The sequence below is a fragment of the Caulobacter sp. GW821-FHT11E10 genome, assembly GCF_058808375.1.
The window spans coordinates 68,655-84,936 of the sequence record NZ_JBXARP010000005.1 but is presented as its reverse complement, the minus strand read 5'-3'; the positions used below and the strand labels follow the sequence as shown (position 1 = coordinate 84,936).

The following is a 16,282-nucleotide window of genomic DNA, read 5'->3' as shown; positions in this document are numbered from 1 at the left end:
GCCTCGATACGCAATCAACGGAGGCGTCGTGCAGCTCGCGCCAAGATCCAGTCGTCGGTCCCCTGAGGAAAAGCCCGCCGAAGGCCTGCGCCTGGCGCTGTTTTCCGGCAACTACAACTACACGCGCGATGGCTCGAACCAGGCGCTGAACCGCCTGGCGGCCTATCTGATCGAGGCGGGCGCCCAGGTGCGCGTCTATTCGCCGACGACCGACACACCGGCCTTCGAGCCCGCGGGCGAATTGGTCTCGGCGCCGTCTGTCGCTATTCCTGGTCGCGGCGAGTACCGTCTGGCCATGGGCCTGACTCGCGCGCTGCGCGCCGACCTCGCGCGGTTCCAGCCGACCGCCATCCACCTGTCCGCCCCCGACCTGTTGGGCGCGCAGGCCGGCCGCTGGGGCCGTCGGAAGGGTCTGCCCGTCGTGGCCAGCCTGCATACTCGGTTCGAGACCTACCTGACCTATTACGGCCTGGACTGGCTGCGTCCGCGCATCGAGCGCTATCTGGACCGTTTCTACCGCCGCTGTGACCGTGTGCTGGCCCCAAACGCTCCCATGGCGGAGCTGCTGCGCGAACAGGGCCTGGGCGCGCGCGTTCGGGTCTGGGGACGGGGTGTCGACCGCGACCGCTTCGCCCCCGCCCGCCGGGACAACGCCTGGCGTCGGTCGCTGGGAATCGCCGACCACGAGATAGTCGTCGCCTTCCTGGGTCGCCTGGTCATGGAGAAGGGCCTGGATGTCCTAGCCGACTCCCTCGTCCACTTGCGCGACCAGCCGATCCGTCCGCTGATCATCGGCGATGGCCCGGCGCGCGCGTACCTGGAGGGGCGCTTGCCCGAAGCGGTGTTCACCGGCCACCTCGACGGCGAGGCTTTGGGCCGCGCGGTGTCCAGCGCCGACATCCTCTTCAATCCCAGCCTGACCGAGGCCTTCGGCAACGCCACCCTGGAAGGGATGGCGGCGGGCCTCACCGTGCTGTGCCCGCGCGCGCCCAGCACCAGCGCCCTGATCGCGGACGGCCAGGACGGCGTGCTGGTCGAACGCCCGGACGCCGAGGCCTACGCCGCCGCGATCCAGGGCCTGATCTCTGAACCGATGCGCCGGTTACGTCTGGGCCGCGCCGCCCGCGCCACCAGCGCCCGCTACGACTGGCCCGAGATCTGCGGATCGGTGTTGGACGTCTATCGCGAGCTCGGCGCCGCGCCCGTCACGCGAGCGCGCTCAGCGGCATGACGACCGAGGCGGCGGACAAGCCTTCACCCTGGCGAGGCGGATTGTTGACGGTCGGGGTCGCCCTGCTGGCGATCCTGCTCGCCACCCATGGCGCCGGCGCCGTCCGCGAGATCGTCCAGACCGTCGGTTGGCAGGCGATCCCGGTGATCCTGGCCCACCTGCCCGTCACCTTCCTGGCCACCGTCGGGTGGCAGGTCCTGCTGGCGCCCGGCCGTCGCCCGTCCCCGGCCTTCCTGTTCCGCGTCCGGCTGATCAAGGAAGCCGTCAACGCCCTGCTGCCGGTGGCGCAGATCGGCGGCGACGTCGTCCGCGCCAAGCTGTCGGCGCGCAACGGCGTGACGATGGCCGAGGCCACCGCCGCCTGCGTCGTCGACGTACTGGCCGGAACCGTGGGCCTGGTGCTGCTGGTCCTGACGAGCCTGGTGGTGGCGATGGTCACGTTGAAGGACCCGCGCCTCGCCCTGACCGGTCTGGCTCTGGTCGGCGTCGTCGCCGCGATCGCCGTCGGCCTCTTCATCGCCCACAAGGCGGGCGTCGGACGGCGCCTGGGCCAATTCTCGCAGCGCTGGAGCGCCGTGGCCCATCGGGTCGGCGAGTTGGGCGAGGCCTTCCGGGTCATCGGCCGCCAGCGCGCCAACCTGTTCGCCTCCTGGGCCTGGCACATGGCCGCCTGGATCGCCGGCGCCTTCGAGACCTATGTGGCCATGTGGGCGCTGGGCCTGCAGCCCACCCTGCTGCAGGCGCTGATCGTCGAGGGCTTAGCCCAGACCGCCAAGGTCGTCGGCTTCGCCATTCCCGGCGCCCTGGGGGTCCAGGAGGGAGGCTACCTGCTGCTGGGCGGCGCGCTGGGCCTGACCCCTGACCAGGCGCTGGCGCTGTCGCTGCTGCGCCGACTGCGGGAGCTGGTGCTGGGTGGGATCGGTCTGGCCCTCTGGCGCACGACACCCGCCCCCATCGCGATCGCTAAAGAATCCGACAGCGAAGCGGCGACCGCCTGAGGCTTATCCGTCGGGTCAGAAACCCGCCGGATCGCTCATGCGCCCTTCCCTTCAAATCGACCTCTCCCATCGTTTGACGCCGGGCGCGCGATCCTGACCGCGACGGACCGGATCGGCCGGAGCCGGGTTGGGCGGGATCGCGATCGCCCTGGCCGCTTCCGTGTCCGTCGCCTCGTGGCGCGCCGAGCCTTCAACACATCACCAAAGCTCACGGAGTCTCCATGACCCCCAAGACCTGCGCCGCTTGCGACTGCGAGCTGGAAACCGACATCATCACCGTCACCATCGGCGGCCGGACCGTCGAGGTCTGCTGCGAGGAATGCGCCGTGCGCCTGGGCGAGGCCCAGACAGCCATCGCCAACTCGGAGGCGTAAGCGCAATGACCTCCCACATGAGCCGACGCCGATGGCTGGCCGCCTCCACCGGCCTCGCCGCCACGGCCCTGCTGACCGGCGTCGCTCGGGCCCAGGCGACCGACGCCCAGAATGACGCCGAGGCCGCCAGGCGCTGGACCCTCGAGCGCCGCTTCCAGGCCACGCCCTATGGCCGGACCGCCTATGTCGATCGAGGATCTGGCCCTACGGCGCTGTTCCTGCACGGTTTTCCGCTGAGCGGCTTCCAGTGGCGCGGCGCGATCGACCGCCTTTCCCAGCATCGGCGGTGTCTCGCGCCCGACTCCATGGGCCTGGGCTTCACCGAGGTCCTGGCCGGCAAGTCGGTGGCGCCGGACGATCAGGTGAAGATGCTGATCGCCTTCCTCGACGCGCTGAAGGTCGACACCTTCGACCTGGTGGCCAACGACAGCGGCGGCGCGGTGGCCCAGTTGTTGGCCATCCGGCATCCGCAGCGGGTCCGAAGCCTGCTTCTGACCAATTGCGACGTCGAGCCCGACAGCCCGCCGCCGGCCCTGACGCCCGTGTTCGAACTGGCGGAAATGGGCATCTGGCCCGACGCCTGGCTGGAACCGTGGCTGAAGGACAAGGCCAAGGCCCGTGCGCCGGACGGCCTGGGCGGCATGTGCTTTTCCAATCCGGCCCACCCGACCGACGCGGCGATCGAACAGTATCTCGGCCCGATCCTGCAATCGGTCGAGCGCAAGGACCTCGCCAACCGCTACGCCCTGGGCCTGAAGCCCAATCCGCTGGCGGGGATCGAAGCCTCTCTGCGCAAGCTGGACATTCCCGTTCGGGTGATCTGGGGGATGAACGACGACATCTTCGCCAAGGACAATCCCGACTACCTGGCCCGGGTGCTGCCGCGCGTGGAGGGCGTACGCAGAATTCCCGAAGCCAAGCTGTTCTTCCCCGAGGAGTATCCCCATATCGTCGCCGAGGAAGCGCGACGTCTCTGGCGGATCGCGTAGAGGATCCAAGCGCGTGAGCGGATACGCCGTCCAGCAACTGCTCGATACGCCGACCGTGTCGCTATACGACGTGGTCTGCGACGGTGGGTGCCGTCACAAGAGCGGCGAGGAGTGCGCCCACGGCGCGCATCTGGTTTTCCCCTATCGCGGCGTCTTCATGCACCACCTGGGCGGCGACCGCGACGCGGTGGCCGAGCCGAACCAGGTATTGTTCTTCAACAGTGACGAAGGCTTCCGCGTCAGCCACCCGGTCGAGGGCGGCGACGCCTGCCTTTCGCTGTCGCTGAGCCATGAGATGCTGGCCGAGATGACGCCGAAGGATCAGAGGCGGAGCGGCCCCGAGGTCGCTTTCGAGCGGCAGCGGCGGCGCATCGATCCCCGCGCCCAGGCTCTGGTCGCCCTCCTGAAGCACAGTCTGGCGCGCGGGACGATCGAGACGCTCGAGGCCGAGACGCTCAGCCTGACCCTGGTGCGCCGAGCGCTGGGCGAGCGGACGTCGCACGCCTCCGCCGCCAGTTGGAGCCGCCAAAAGCTCGTCGACCGCGCCAAGCTGGTCCTGGCCTCTGACCTGGGCCGCCGCTGGACCCTGGCCGAGATCGCCGCCGAGGTCGGGGTTTCGCCTGTCTACCTCACCCAGGTCTTCCAGCAAGTCGAGGGCGTGCCGCTCTATCGCTACCAGTTGCGTCTGCGCCTGGCCCGGGCGCTGGACCTATTGGACAGCTACGACCACCTGACGAATCTGGCGCTGGACCTGGGCTTCTCCAGCCACAGCCATTTCAGCGCGGCGTTCAGACAGGCGTATGACCGCACCCCGGCAGAGTTCCAGCGGTCGGTGCGCCCTGGATAGAAAGTCCCATATTGCAGGATATCATCCTGTATTTTGGCATTGAAACCCTTCCGTCGCAGGACTACCAAGAGGGTGGACTCTGTGCGCGAAGGGAGGCGGCATGATCCTGGATCGGCGTACGCTGCTGACGGGCCTCGCCCTCGCGCCAAGTCTCGTCGCGCCCGGCCTCGCGCTCGCCAGGGAGATCGCACCCGTGTGGGCCTTTGATTTCACCACATCTCCCCCCGGTCCCTATGACCCTGCCGTAGGCCATGGTTTCGAGCCTAGTTCGGGGCGGCTGTTCTCGGTGCGCGTCCCCGAGGGCGACTATCGCGTCACCTTCGACCTGGGTGGGGACAAAGCGTCCGAGACCACCATCAAGGCCGAGGCCCGGCGCCTGATGCTGGAAGGCGTCCGCGTCGCCGCCCGCAAGACCGAAACGCGGACCATCGTCGTCAATGTCCGCCGTCCCGACCTCGCCCCGCCGCCGACCAACGCCCCCGGCGGGACACGTGTGCTGCTCAATCCGCGCGAAACGAACAGCTTCGACTGGGACGACAAGCTGACCCTGGAATTCTGCGGCCCCACGGCCGCCGTGCGCCGATTGCGGATCGAGCCGGTCACGGTTCCGACGGTCTTCCTGGCTGGCGACTCCACGGTCACCGACCAGAACGCCGAGCCGGCGGCTGGCTGGGGCCAGATGCTGCCCCGCTTCTTCAAGCCCGAGGTGTCGGTCGCCAACCACGCGGAGTCCGGCGAAACCTTGAAGTCGTTCCTGTTCGAGCACCGCCTGGACAAGATCCTGAGCCGGATCAAGCCCGGCGACTGGCTGCTGATCCAGTTCGGCCATAACGACCAGAAGGCCAATTGGCCCCAGACCTATGTCGAGGCCGCCACCACCTATCGCGACTATCTGCGCGCTTATGCCGGCGAAGCCCGGCGACGGGGCGCGACGCCGGTGCTGGTTACCTCCATGCACCGACGCAAGTTCGACGCGGCCGGCAAGATCGTGAACACCCACGGCGACTATCCGCGGGCGGTGCGCGAGACAGCCCAGGCGCTCGGGGCGCCGTTGATCGACCTTCACGCCATGAGCGCGGCCTTCTACGAGGCGCTGGGCCCCGACCAGGCTTGGAAGGGTTTCAACGACGGCGGCAAGGACGCCACGCACCACAACAACTACGGGGCCTATCAACTGGCCCGCTGCGTCGTCGAGGGGATCCGCGCGAGCGTTCCGGATCTGGCCGCCCATCTGGCCGCCGACCTGCCGCCTTTCGATCCGGCGCGACCGCCCGCGCCCGACACCTTCACCCTGGCGCCGAGCGCGGCGCGTAGCCTGGAGCCGCCCCGTGGCAATTGAGACCGACCGCCGCGCGCTGCTGGGCCTTGCCGCCGGCTTGGTCGCCCTGCCCGCCCTCGCCCGCGCCGCCGAAGACGCGCCGCCGATCGAAACCGTCGACCTCTGGCCAGGGGCCGCTCCCGGCGGCGAGAAGGTCACGGTCACCGAGCAGGTGATCCTGCGCACGCCGGGCGGCGATCCGAACGACACCGCCTTCCTGAATGTGACCAAGCCCTGGCTGACCATGCGCCGGCCGGCCAAACCAAACGGCGCGGCGGTGCTGATGATCCCCGGCGGTGGCTATGTGCGGGTCGCTGTCGGCAAGAAGGGCGGATCGATCGACGCCTGGCTGGCCAGCCTGGGCATTACCGCCTTCGTCATGGACTACCGCCTGCCCGCCGACGGCTGGGCGGCCGGCCCGGACGTAGCCCTGCAGGACGCTCAGCGGGCGATGCGCTTGATCCGCGCCCGCGCTCCATCGCTCGGCGTCGACCCGGCCAAGGTGGCGGCCATCGGCTTCTCGGCTGGCGGCCACGTCGCCGCGCGCCTGGCCACCCAGTTCGCCCGCGACACCTACGCGCCCGTCGACGAGGCCGACAAGCTGCCGACCCGGCCGTTCGCCGCGGGCCTGTTCTATCCCGTGATCACCGCGACGGCGCCCTACGCCCATGGCGGCTCGCTGAAGCAACTGCTGGGCGCGAACCCAACCGACGCCCAGCGCCAGGCGATCTCCGTCGAGCTGAACACGCCGGCCGACACGCCGCCGACCTTCATCGCCGCCGCGGCCGACGACAAGACCGTGCCCGTCGAAAACAGCATGCTGATGTGGCAGGCCCTGCGGGCGAAGAAGATCCCGGTCGAGATGCACCTTCAGGAGGTCGGCGGTCACGGCTTCGGCCTGAAGACCCGCGACGGCCAACTGAACCCATCGATGGCCGCCCTGGACGCCTTCTTCAAGCGTCACGGCCTCTACGCATGATCGTGGACGTCCGCGATTTCGGCGCGGTCGGCGACGGGCGCACGCTCGATACCGACGCGATCAACGCCGCGATCGTGGATGCTCATAGGGCGGGCGGCGGCGAGGTGCTCCTGCCCCGAGGCCACTACCTCTCGTTCTCCATCCGCCTGACCAGTGGCGTCACGCTCCGGCTCGAAGAGGGCTGCGTGCTGGAGGCCGCCGATCCGGCGATCCACGGCGGAGCCTACGACCCGGCCGAGCCCAATCCGCACGATCTCTGGCAGGACTTTGGCCACAGCCACTGGCGCAACAGCCTGATCTGGGGCGAGGACCTGGAGGATGTCGCTATCCTCGGCCCTGGCCGCATCGACGGCGCGGGCCTGACCCGCGAAGGCCCCGGCTCGCGCTGGAAGCGTCAGGCGGGCGAGTTCCCACTCAGCATGGCGGGGCTCTCGGCGGAGGTCATGGCCGAGCTGTCGCCAGCGGTCGAGGCCATGGCGGGTCTCGGCAACAAAGCCATCGCGCTGAAGCGCGTGCGGCGGGCGCGGATCGAGGGCCTGACGATCTTCCGGGGCGGCCACTTCGCGGTCCTGGCGACGGGATGCGAAGGCCTGACCCTGCGCGACCTGGTCGTCGACACCAACCGCGACGGCCTCGACATCGACGCCTGCCGCGACGTCCTGGTGAGCGGCTGCCGTGTCAACACGCCCAACGATGACGCCATCGTCCTCAAGAGCTCCCTGGCCCTCGGCGAGCTGATCCCGACCGAGCGGGTGGTGATCGAGCATTGCGAGGTCAGCGGCTTCGATCTCGGGACCATGCTGGACGGGACCTTCGGCCGGACCCAGCTGGTCTCACCCGACCAGGACCGGGTGACCGGGCGCATCAAGCTGGGCACGGAATCCAACGGCGGCTTTCGGGATGTCACGATCCGCGACTGTCGCTTCGTCCGCTCGCGTGGCCTGGCCCTGGAGGTGGTCGATGGCGGAACGATGGAGAACGTGACGGCCGAGCGCCTGCACCTGCACGAGGTGACCACGGCGCCGATCTTCCTGCGGATCGGCGACCGGCGGCGAGGACCGGAAGGCTCGGGCGTCGGCGCGATGCGCAACATCGTGCTGCGCGACATCGAAGCCTTCGACATCCTGCCCGACTACGCCGCCACACTCGCCGGCCTGCCGGACGCGCCGATCCAGAACGTGACCCTGTCGAACATCCGCCTGTCGTATCGCGGCGGCGGGCCGGCCGAGTGGGCGCAGCGGCGGCCTGGCGACCTGCCCGAGGCCTATCCCGAGCCCAGCATGTTCGGCCCCTCCCCGGTCCATGGGCTGTGGGCCCGACACGTGGATGGCCTGAAGATCGATAATCTGACGATCGAGACGGCGGCGTCCGACGCGCGACCAGAGCGCCTGTTCGAGAATGTCCGGGAAGAGATCGTCGCGTGATGCTCGACCGCCGAACCCTGCTGGCGAGCCTGGCCGCCGCGCCCTTCGCGACAGACGCCCCCTATCGCCAAGGCCGCCGGCTCCACGTCGAAGACTTCCGCCATGGCCTGCGCCGTTGGGTGGTCGAGGCGGAGAAGCCCGCGACGGTGACGGGAAAAAGTGGCGTGCTGGACATCGTCGCTCCGGCGGGCTTCACGGCCTGGTTCAAGCCGGAGCTGATTGGTCCGGTCGGGATCTCCTACGAGGCCCAGGCCGTGTCGGCCGACGGTCCCTACGACCGGGTCAGCGACCTCAACGCCTTCTGGATGGCGCGAGAGGTCGATGGCGGCTCGCCGCTGGCCCATCCGCGTTCGGGGGCCTTCGCCGACTACGATACGCTGAAAACGTACTATGTCGGCCAGGGCGGCAATGCGAACACGACCACGCGCTTTCGTCGCTATGTCGGCAAGCCGGGCGATCGACCGCTCCTGCCCCAGCACGACCACACGGCCGCCGACGAGATGCTGGCGCCCAACCGCTGGACGCGCGTGAAGCTGATCGCGTGCGGCGGCCTCATCGAATACTGGAGCGACGATCGCCGCCTGTTCGAGCACCGCGATGCAGAACCCTATGTGCGCGGCTGGTTTGGCCTGAGGACGACCCAGAGCCACCTGCGGATCCGGAACTTCGCCGTCCACGCGCTCGTCCCGACGGGGCGCTAGGCCGCCGACGCGGCGCCGCCATCAACCCATCCCCCAAATTGACGACGGCCAGGTCCGCGAGCGCGAGCCTGGCCGTCGAGATAGTTTCGATAGCGCGCCGCCCAGACGAGGACGGCGGGAAGCGCCGGACCGAGGCCCGACGCTTCCACCTAAACCTAGTTCTTGTAGATGAAGCCGACCGCGTAGCGGGCGCCGCCGAAGGCGGCGGACCACGGGTTGGCGCGATCCGCGAAACCGGCCCGGTCGGAACCGACGGTCAGGCGGGCGGCGTTCAGCAGGTTGCGGCCCTCGGCATAGATCTCGAAGTTGTTGTTGATCTTCCGCGAGATCTTGGCGTCCAGGTACTCGTACTTCTCCGAATAGAGCGGCTCGCTCGGATTGTACGGGAAGCCGACGAAGTTGCCGACGTTGGTGTTGGGCGAGTTCCGAACCGGAGAGCTCGCGGTGGCGGTGCACGGCGAGATGCAGCTCAGCACCCGGTCGCGCGTCTGGTAGGCGATCCGGATCTTGGTCACGTTGTCGTCGTACCAGAACACCAGGTTGGCGAAGTACTTCGACTGCCCCGCCGGATCCAGCGCTTCGGCGGTCAGCGGATCCATATAGGCCGCCGCCGTACCCGACTTGGTGGTCGAGATGTTGAAGTCCGCGCCCGTATGCTTGAGCTTCCACGGCAAGTAGGTGAAGGCCGTCCGCGCCACGAACTCCCAGCCCGACTGCACATAGCCCGGACCGTTGATGAAGGTGTTCATACCGAACTCGTAGTCGGAGAACTTCTTGCTCGTCCCCGGAACGACTTCATCCGAGCCGGCGAAGATGGCGTTGTTCTTGACCGGAACCTGGACCGGCGCGCCAATCCGAACCTTCTGGCGGTAGTAGGCCAGGCTGAACGAGGTATCGCGGTTCGGATACCACTCCAGGCTCGTGTTGTTCTTGGTCGCCGTATAGGGCTTCAGCTCGGGGTTGCCGAACGTGGTGCAGGTCATGTCCTGTTCGCTGCCGTCGGCGTCGTTCACGCCCTCGCGACGTTCGTCATAGGTGCAGGTGCCACCCGGCCACAGACGGTTCATCGGCGGCGGGGCGATCGTCTTGGCCCACGAGTAACGCAGCACCACCTTGTCCGGGATCATCCACAGGGCCGCGTTGTAGGCCGGCATCCAGCCCGTGTATTCGCGGTTGATCGCCACCGGCTTGGTGATCGTCGTGGTCGTGATGCCGGCCGCGTCGTTCGGGAGGTTCGGGTTGTACAGCGGAGTCTTCAGCGTGGCGGCCAGGCCGACATAGCCCGAACCCGAAACCTCGGTCTTCAGCATCCGCATGCCGAGGTTGCCATTCAGCTCCATGTTGAAGGGCAGCTGCTGTTCGAACTCGGCCATCCAGTACCAGGAGAAGTACTTCTCCAGCGCCTTGTTGACCGGCTGGTCGTAGACAACCCCATCGCTGCCCTTACAGGACTTCACGCAGCTGAAGTTGTAGTTCTGGGAGCTGGCCAGCTCGCTGAAGGCCTTCGGCACGTCGATGCTGTCCCATACCTTCAGACCCTTAGTGCCCTCGAAACCCTTCATGAAGGGGCCATCGAGAGACTCCAGGCTATTCTGGAAGATCGAGATCAGCTTAGCCTGCGGCACCGTTTCGATGCCGTACAGGAAGGCGTTGGCGGTCGTCGGGTTCGGAACATAACCGTAGGCGCACGAGTTGGCCGCCGTGGTGCTCGCCACGTTTTCGCAGGCGCGGACGTCGCTGCGCAAAGCCAGGGTCGGGACGAAGACCCCAGCCTTGGGCGAATAGCCGCCGGCGCCCCACGAATCCGTGCCGGCCTCGCGGTAGAAGCCGCCGATCTTGAAGCGCGTGAAGAACGGAATCTTCTCGTTGACCAGGTAGCTGACGTCGAGCTTGTACTGGTCCTCGCTGTTCTCAACGATCCGCGGATTCCACTGCAGGCGGTACAGGCCGCTGTAGCTGGGCAGGCCGGCCGCGGTCGGGGCCAGCATCTGCACGAAGTTCGACATGTTGGTCTCGTCGTACGAGGCCGGCGTGTCGATCGTCCAGATGCCGTTCTCCAGCACGCGCATGGTGGCGTTGCCGTAGTTGTAGCTGCGCGAAAGGCGACGGTCGTAGCGCGTATAGCTGCCCTCGGTGCGACCACCGCGGAACTCGACCTTGAACGGCCCCCGATCATAGTCGGCGCCGTAGGTGAGGTAGTTGGTCTTCCAGTCCTGGGTGTTCTCGATGTGGTCGATGCCCACCCCGGCGTTGGTGATGTCGAACGAGGTCAGGTGGTGGGCTTCGTCGTACTTGACCGAGCCCGGAATGATGTTGGCCGCGATGCCGTAGATCGGGAACGCGTTGTTGGTGACCACCGTCCCGGGCGTGGTGTCGATCACGGCGACGCCGGTCGGGAAGGCGCCGCTGTAGATCGTGTAGCCAGAGTTCGGTACGGCCGCGAGCGGGTTCGTCGTGCCGGCCGGATAGAAGGTGTTGGTGACCAGCGGCGAGGTGACCGAACCCGCCGTCGCCACGCCCAGCGAGGTGATGCCGCCGCGCGTGCGCTGGCGGTTGTCCTCATGCTGCTTGCGGTTGGCGACCTGATATTTGGCGAAGACGGTCAGGTTGTCGGTGACGCGGTAGTCCAGGCGCAGGTCATAGGACAGCCGGTCTTCGTACTGGGACCAGTTCTGGTCGCGGACCAGATTGGGCGTGTACTCGTTCCACTGGTTCAAGCAGCTGATCTGCGAGTTGATGATCGCCGTCTGCGCCGCCTGACGGTTGGCGTTGTTCGTACCCGCCGAGATCGTGTTCAGCTGGGCGTCGGTCAGCAGCGGGAACGCCGTGAGACATTCGGCCTTGGTCTTGGCGCCGGCCGACTTGGTGACCACTTCCAACGGCGTCGGCGCGAGGAAGTTGCCCGTGCCGCTGGCCAGGGCCCAGGTGCCGAGCGGCGTGCTGGCGTCGGGGCCGTTGGTCGCCGCCGGATTGAAGGACCAGGTCTTGTTCGGCGAATTGTCGAAGTCGGCGAAGCGGGTATAGCCCTGCTGGTTGTTCGCGCCGGCGTTGTTCAGCGCGTGGCTGTCGTTCAGGCGCTTGGTCGAGTTCAAATTGACCATCACACCCAGACGGTCGTCGAAGAACTTGCGAGTCGCGACCACACCGATTTCAGGCGAGGCCTTCTTCGACAGCGAGTTGCCGGCGGCCGCGCCGCGCACCGACAGGTAGGGCTTCTTGAAGTCGAGGCCGGTGCGGGTCTGGATCTGCACCGTGGCGCCGAGGCCGCCGGGCGTCATGTCGGCCGTCTGGCCCTTGATGACGTCCAGGCTCTTGATCATTTCGGCCGGCAGTTCGCGCATGTCGGCCGAGCGGCCGTCACCACCACCCGCCGCGAGGCTGAAGCCCGAAGCGGCGACACCGAGGCCGTCCAGCTCGACGCGCGTCAGATCGGCGCCGTTGCCGCGGATCGAAACGCCGTCGCCTTCGCCGAAGCCGTTACGCTCGATGGCCACGCCGGCGATGCGCGACATGGCTTCGTTGACGTTGCTGTCCGGGAAGGAGCCCACGTCGTCGGCGACGATCGAGTCCTGCGCCGTCTTGCTGCGCTTCTTGCGCTGGATCGACGACTGCTGCGAAGCCCGCGCGCCGACGATGATCGCTTCGACCGTGGTCGGTTCGCTGGCCGTGCTGATCGGCGCGTCCGCGCCGCCCCTTGCGGTGGCGGTCGTCTGACCGACGGCCTCCCCCGCGAACGCGATACCCGCGCTCAGGGCAAGAATTGAGGCCGTGGCGGTCGCGCGTTGGCGAGCCCTCGAGAACTCCATGGTGTCCCTCCCTTTATTGGCCTGACACGCCGTCCCCCGGGCGTCAGATCGACCGCCTTGCACACGCCAATTCAGCAGGCTTGAACGCCCTCGAATCCGCGCACTCCGGCTCATTCTTAGTACAAATAGCCTAGTGCCATATATTGAGATGTCAACGCAATTTGTGGGAAGACACAATACGGGTTTCGTGATGTAACCCTTAGCGATCCTGACGGCGCCTCTCGCGGGCGCGCAGATAGAAGCCGCCCGACGCGGACCGGGATCGTGCAAGGCTTTCAGGGAGGGCGCCACGCCCATGTTCACGCATAGAGACAAGCGACTCGGCGCGACGGTCTGCGCGACCGCACTGCTGATCGGAATGGCGGGCGCCGCGCAGGCCGCGCCCCGCTGGATGGAATCGCTGGATCGCGGCGTCGTCGCCGTTCCGGCCAAGGACGGTGGCGTCCTGGTCAGCTGGCGCCTGCTGGGCGATGACCCGGCCGGCGCGGCCTTCAACCTCTATAAGGACGGCAAGAAGCTGAACGCCAAGCCGCTGAAGAGCGGCACGGACTTCGTCGACAGGACCTCCGGCGCGGGCGCCTACACGGTGCGTCTAGTCGCCAAGGGCAAGGAAGGCGCGGCCAGCGCCGCGACCGGCGTCTGGACCGACGGCTACCTCTCGATCCCCCTCGACCCGCCGCCCAGTGGTGTGACGCCCGCCGGCGAGGCCTATTCCTACACGGCCAACGACGCCAGCGTCGGCGACCTGGATGGTGACGGCCGTTACGAGATCATCCTGAAGTGGGACCCAACCAACTCGAAGGACAACGCCTTCGGCGGCTACACCGGGAACGCCTTCATCGACGCCTACACCCTGGAGGGCAAGCGTCTGTGGCGCATCGACCTGGGTCGCAACATCCGGGCCGGCGCGCACTACACTCAGTTCCAGGTCTTTGACTATGACGGCGACGGCAAGGCCGAGCTGGCCGTGCGCACCAGCGACGGAACGATCGACGGGACCGGCAAGGTGCTCGGCGATCCCAATGTCGACTGGCGCGAGAGCGGCGGCGAGCGGCCCCAGGCCGATCGCACCGGCGCCTTCGTCCAGCCGGATGGCACCAAGGTCGCCCGGGTCCAGGGCCGCCTCCTGAAGGGTCCCGAATATCTGACCGTCTTCGAGGGCCCGACGGGCAAGGCTCTGGCCAGCGCCCCCTACTCGCCCGCGCGTGATCCGCGCACCGACGCTCCGTCGGTCGAGCAGATGACCGAGATCTGGGGCGACGGCTACGCCAACCGCTCCGACCGCTTCCTGGCCGGCACCGCCTATCTGGACGGCCAGCGGCCCAGCATCATCATGGCTCGCGGCTACTACGGCCGCTCGACCCTGGCGGCCTGGGATTTCCGGGACGGCAAGCTGAGCCAGCGTTGGCTATTCGACAGCGCCACGCCCGGCAACGAGGCCTTCGGCGGCCAGGGCAATCACCAGCTCAGCGTCGCCGATGTCGACGACGACGGTCGCGACGAGATCGTCTACGGTTCGATGACCGTTGACGACAACGGCAAGGGCCTGTGGAGCGCCCGCCTCTTCCATGGCGACGCCATGCACGTGGGCGACCTCGACCCGACCCATCCGGGCCTGGAGAAGTTCGGCGTCCATGAGAGCCCCAGGATGAACGGCGGGATTGGCGCGGCCATGCTCGACGCCAAGACCGGCAAGGTCCTGTGGAGCACGCCGACCGACAAGGACACTGGCCGCGGTCTAGCGGCCGACATCGATCCGCGCTTCCCCGGCGACGAGGCCTGGGGCACGAACCAGGACGCGCTCTATACCGCCCGGGGCAAGGCCATCGAGGGCGTGAAGCATCCGCGCCAGAGCAACTTCGCGGTCTGGTGGGACGGCGATGACCTGCGCGAGCTTCTCGACCGCAACCAGATCAGCAAGTGGGACTGGAAGACCGGCCAGACGACGCCGCTGCTGACCGCGGACGGCATGACCTCGAACAACGGCACCAAGGCCACGCCGACCTTGTCGGCCGACATCCTGGGCGACTGGCGCGAGGAGGTGATCCTGCGGGCCGAGGACAACAAGTCCTTGCGGATCTACGCCACGCCCTACGCCACGGAGCGGCGCCTGGTGACCTTGATGCACGACCCGCAGTACCGCGTGTCGATCGCCTGGCAGAACACCGCCTACAACCAGCCTCCCCACACCAGCTTCCACCTTGGCGAGGGCATGAAGCAGCCCAAGCCGGCGGCCATCGAAACTCGAAAGGCGTCGCGATGAAGTCGTTCGTGATGAAGTCCCTCGTGGTTGGCGGCCTAACCGCCCTCTTCCTGGTCGGCGCAGCATCGGCTCAGGACATGCAGACCGCCGCCAAGCCCGGCGCGCCCGAGCCGCCGCTGGAGTGGGTGGACAAGACCACCGGCCACCGGATCGTACGGCTGTCGCGCGAGCCCGGCAGTTCGAGCCTCTATTTCAACTACAACGGCTACACGCCCAAGGGCGACCGGCTGATCTTTTCATCGCCGAATGGCGTCACGGCCATGGACCTGAAGACCCGGGCCCTGACCAAGATCGTCGAGGGCCGGGTGCGGCTGCTCTATGTCGGTCGCAAGACCGGGGCGGTCTATTACGAGAAGGCGCTGACCGACAATCCGATGGGGGCCAAGGCCGTGATGGCCACCGACCCCTACACCAAGGCTACGCGCCAGGTGGCGGTCATGGATCGTGGATCCTTGCAGACCATCAACGCCGACGAGACCCTGCTGGCCGGGGTCGCCGTCCGCACCGACGTGCCGATCCCGCCCAACGGCGCCGACGCCCTGCCCAGGAACCCCGACGACGTGAAGAGCGCCGACGGTCGCGAGCTCTCCTATGCCGAGGGCCGCGAGGTGCAGCTGAACGCGCGCCTGGACAGCCGCATTCCGATGGAGATCTTCACGATCAACACGGTCACCGGCGAGCGCAAGATCGTCCATCAGGCCACCGACTGGCTGAACCACCTGCAGTTCTCGCCGACCGACCCGGGCCTGCTGATGTTCTGCCACGAGGGGCCCTGGCATAAGGTCGACCGCCTGTGGCTGATCCGCACCGACAAGGCGGGCGACAAGCCGGTCAAGATCCACACCCGCACCATGAACATGGAGATCGCGGGCCACGAGTGGTTCAGCGCCGACGGCAAGACCGTCTGGTACGACCTGCAGACCCCGCGCGGCGAGGACTTCTGGGTCGCCGGCTACGAGATCGCCACGGGCAAGCGCAACTGGATGCACGTCCAGCGCAACGATTGGTCCGTGCACTTCAACAGCTCGCCGGACGGCAAGCTGTTCGCGGGTGACGGCGGCGACAGCGAGATGGTCGCCCACGCGCCCGACGGCAAATGGATCGTCCTGCTGAAGCCGCGCACCGTGCCGGACGTCGCCGGTATCCACGCCCCCGGCGCCGAGCACCTGATCGCCCCCGGCGTGCTCGATTCCGAGCGCCTGGTCGACATGCGCGCCCACGACTATCGCCTGGAGCCGAACGTCAACTTCACGCCCGACGCCAAGTGGCTGGTGTTCCGCTCGAACATGCACGGCGCGAACCAAGTGTACGCGGTGGAAGTGGCGAAGGCGCAGTAGCGCCTGCTCCCGCCA

General features: G+C 67.7%; 12 protein-coding genes. 11 read left to right on the top strand and 1 reads right to left on the bottom strand.

The genetic code is table 11. The annotated features are described in order from the left end of the window. Positions 1–28 precede the first annotated feature (28 nt). The 9 genes from AC1RRV_RS11450 to AC1RRV_RS11410 all read left to right on the top strand — a co-directional run bounded on the left by AC1RRV_RS11450 (position 29) and on the right by AC1RRV_RS11410 (position 8,861). Entirely contained in the window at positions 29–1,231 is a 1,203-nt protein-coding gene (locus AC1RRV_RS11450) for a glycosyltransferase family 4 protein (RefSeq protein ID WP_492859748.1), read from the top strand. Beyond that, on the top strand, positions 1,228–2,229 hold the full coding sequence (locus AC1RRV_RS11445; RefSeq protein WP_492859747.1) for a flippase-like domain-containing protein: 1,002 nt from the start codon (positions 1,228–1,230) through the stop codon (positions 2,227–2,229). The genes AC1RRV_RS11450 and AC1RRV_RS11445 overlap by 4 nt, the downstream gene beginning before the upstream one ends. A gap of 221 nt (positions 2,230–2,450) precedes the next feature. After that, the gene (locus AC1RRV_RS11440) at positions 2,451–2,603 is read left to right on the top strand and encodes a hypothetical protein (RefSeq protein ID WP_492859746.1); all 153 of its coding nucleotides are present in this window, start codon (positions 2,451–2,453) and stop codon (positions 2,601–2,603) included. A 17-nt stretch (positions 2,604–2,620) separates the two neighbouring features. Further along, entirely contained in the window at positions 2,621–3,592 is a 972-nt protein-coding gene (locus tag AC1RRV_RS11435; RefSeq protein ID WP_492859745.1) for an alpha/beta fold hydrolase, read from the top strand. Between the two features lie 13 nt (positions 3,593–3,605). After that, positions 3,606–4,439 (top strand): helix-turn-helix transcriptional regulator, encoded by an 834-nt coding sequence (locus AC1RRV_RS11430; RefSeq protein WP_492859744.1) that lies wholly within the window; start codon positions 3,606–3,608, stop codon positions 4,437–4,439. Between the two features lie 100 nt (positions 4,440–4,539). Beyond that, complete coding sequence (locus tag AC1RRV_RS11425) at positions 4,540–5,778, top strand: rhamnogalacturonan acetylesterase (protein WP_492859743.1); 1,239 nt, start codon at positions 4,540–4,542, stop codon at positions 5,776–5,778. After that, positions 5,768–6,736, top strand: coding sequence for an alpha/beta hydrolase (locus tag AC1RRV_RS11420; protein WP_492859742.1), 969 nt, complete (start codon positions 5,768–5,770; stop codon positions 6,734–6,736). Before AC1RRV_RS11425 ends, AC1RRV_RS11420 begins: the two co-directional genes overlap by 11 nt. Further along, a complete protein-coding gene (locus tag AC1RRV_RS11415; RefSeq protein WP_492859741.1) occupies positions 6,733–8,160 on the top strand; it encodes a rhamnogalacturonidase in 1,428 nt (475 codons plus the stop codon). The genes AC1RRV_RS11420 and AC1RRV_RS11415 overlap by 4 nt, the downstream gene beginning before the upstream one ends. Further along, complete coding sequence (locus tag AC1RRV_RS11410; RefSeq protein ID WP_492859739.1) at positions 8,160–8,861, top strand: DUF6250 domain-containing protein; 702 nt, start codon at positions 8,160–8,162, stop codon at positions 8,859–8,861. Before AC1RRV_RS11415 ends, AC1RRV_RS11410 begins: the two co-directional genes overlap by 1 nt. A 155-nt stretch (positions 8,862–9,016) precedes the next feature. On the opposite strand, the gene AC1RRV_RS11405 is transcribed toward AC1RRV_RS11410, so the two are convergent. Continuing rightward, positions 9,017–12,667, bottom strand: a complete 3,651-nt coding sequence (locus AC1RRV_RS11405; RefSeq protein ID WP_492859738.1) for a TonB-dependent receptor — start codon at positions 12,665–12,667, stop codon at positions 9,017–9,019. A 295-nt stretch (positions 12,668–12,962) separates the two neighbouring features. On the opposite strand from AC1RRV_RS11405, the gene AC1RRV_RS11400 reads away from it, so the two are divergent. Continuing rightward, a complete protein-coding gene (locus tag AC1RRV_RS11400; RefSeq protein ID WP_492859737.1) occupies positions 12,963–14,930 on the top strand; it encodes a rhamnogalacturonan lyase in 1,968 nt (655 codons plus the stop codon). Then, positions 14,927–16,267, top strand: a complete 1,341-nt coding sequence (locus AC1RRV_RS11395) for an oligogalacturonate lyase family protein (protein ID WP_492859736.1) — start codon at positions 14,927–14,929, stop codon at positions 16,265–16,267. Before AC1RRV_RS11400 ends, AC1RRV_RS11395 begins: the two co-directional genes overlap by 4 nt. Positions 16,268–16,282 lie beyond the last annotated feature (15 nt).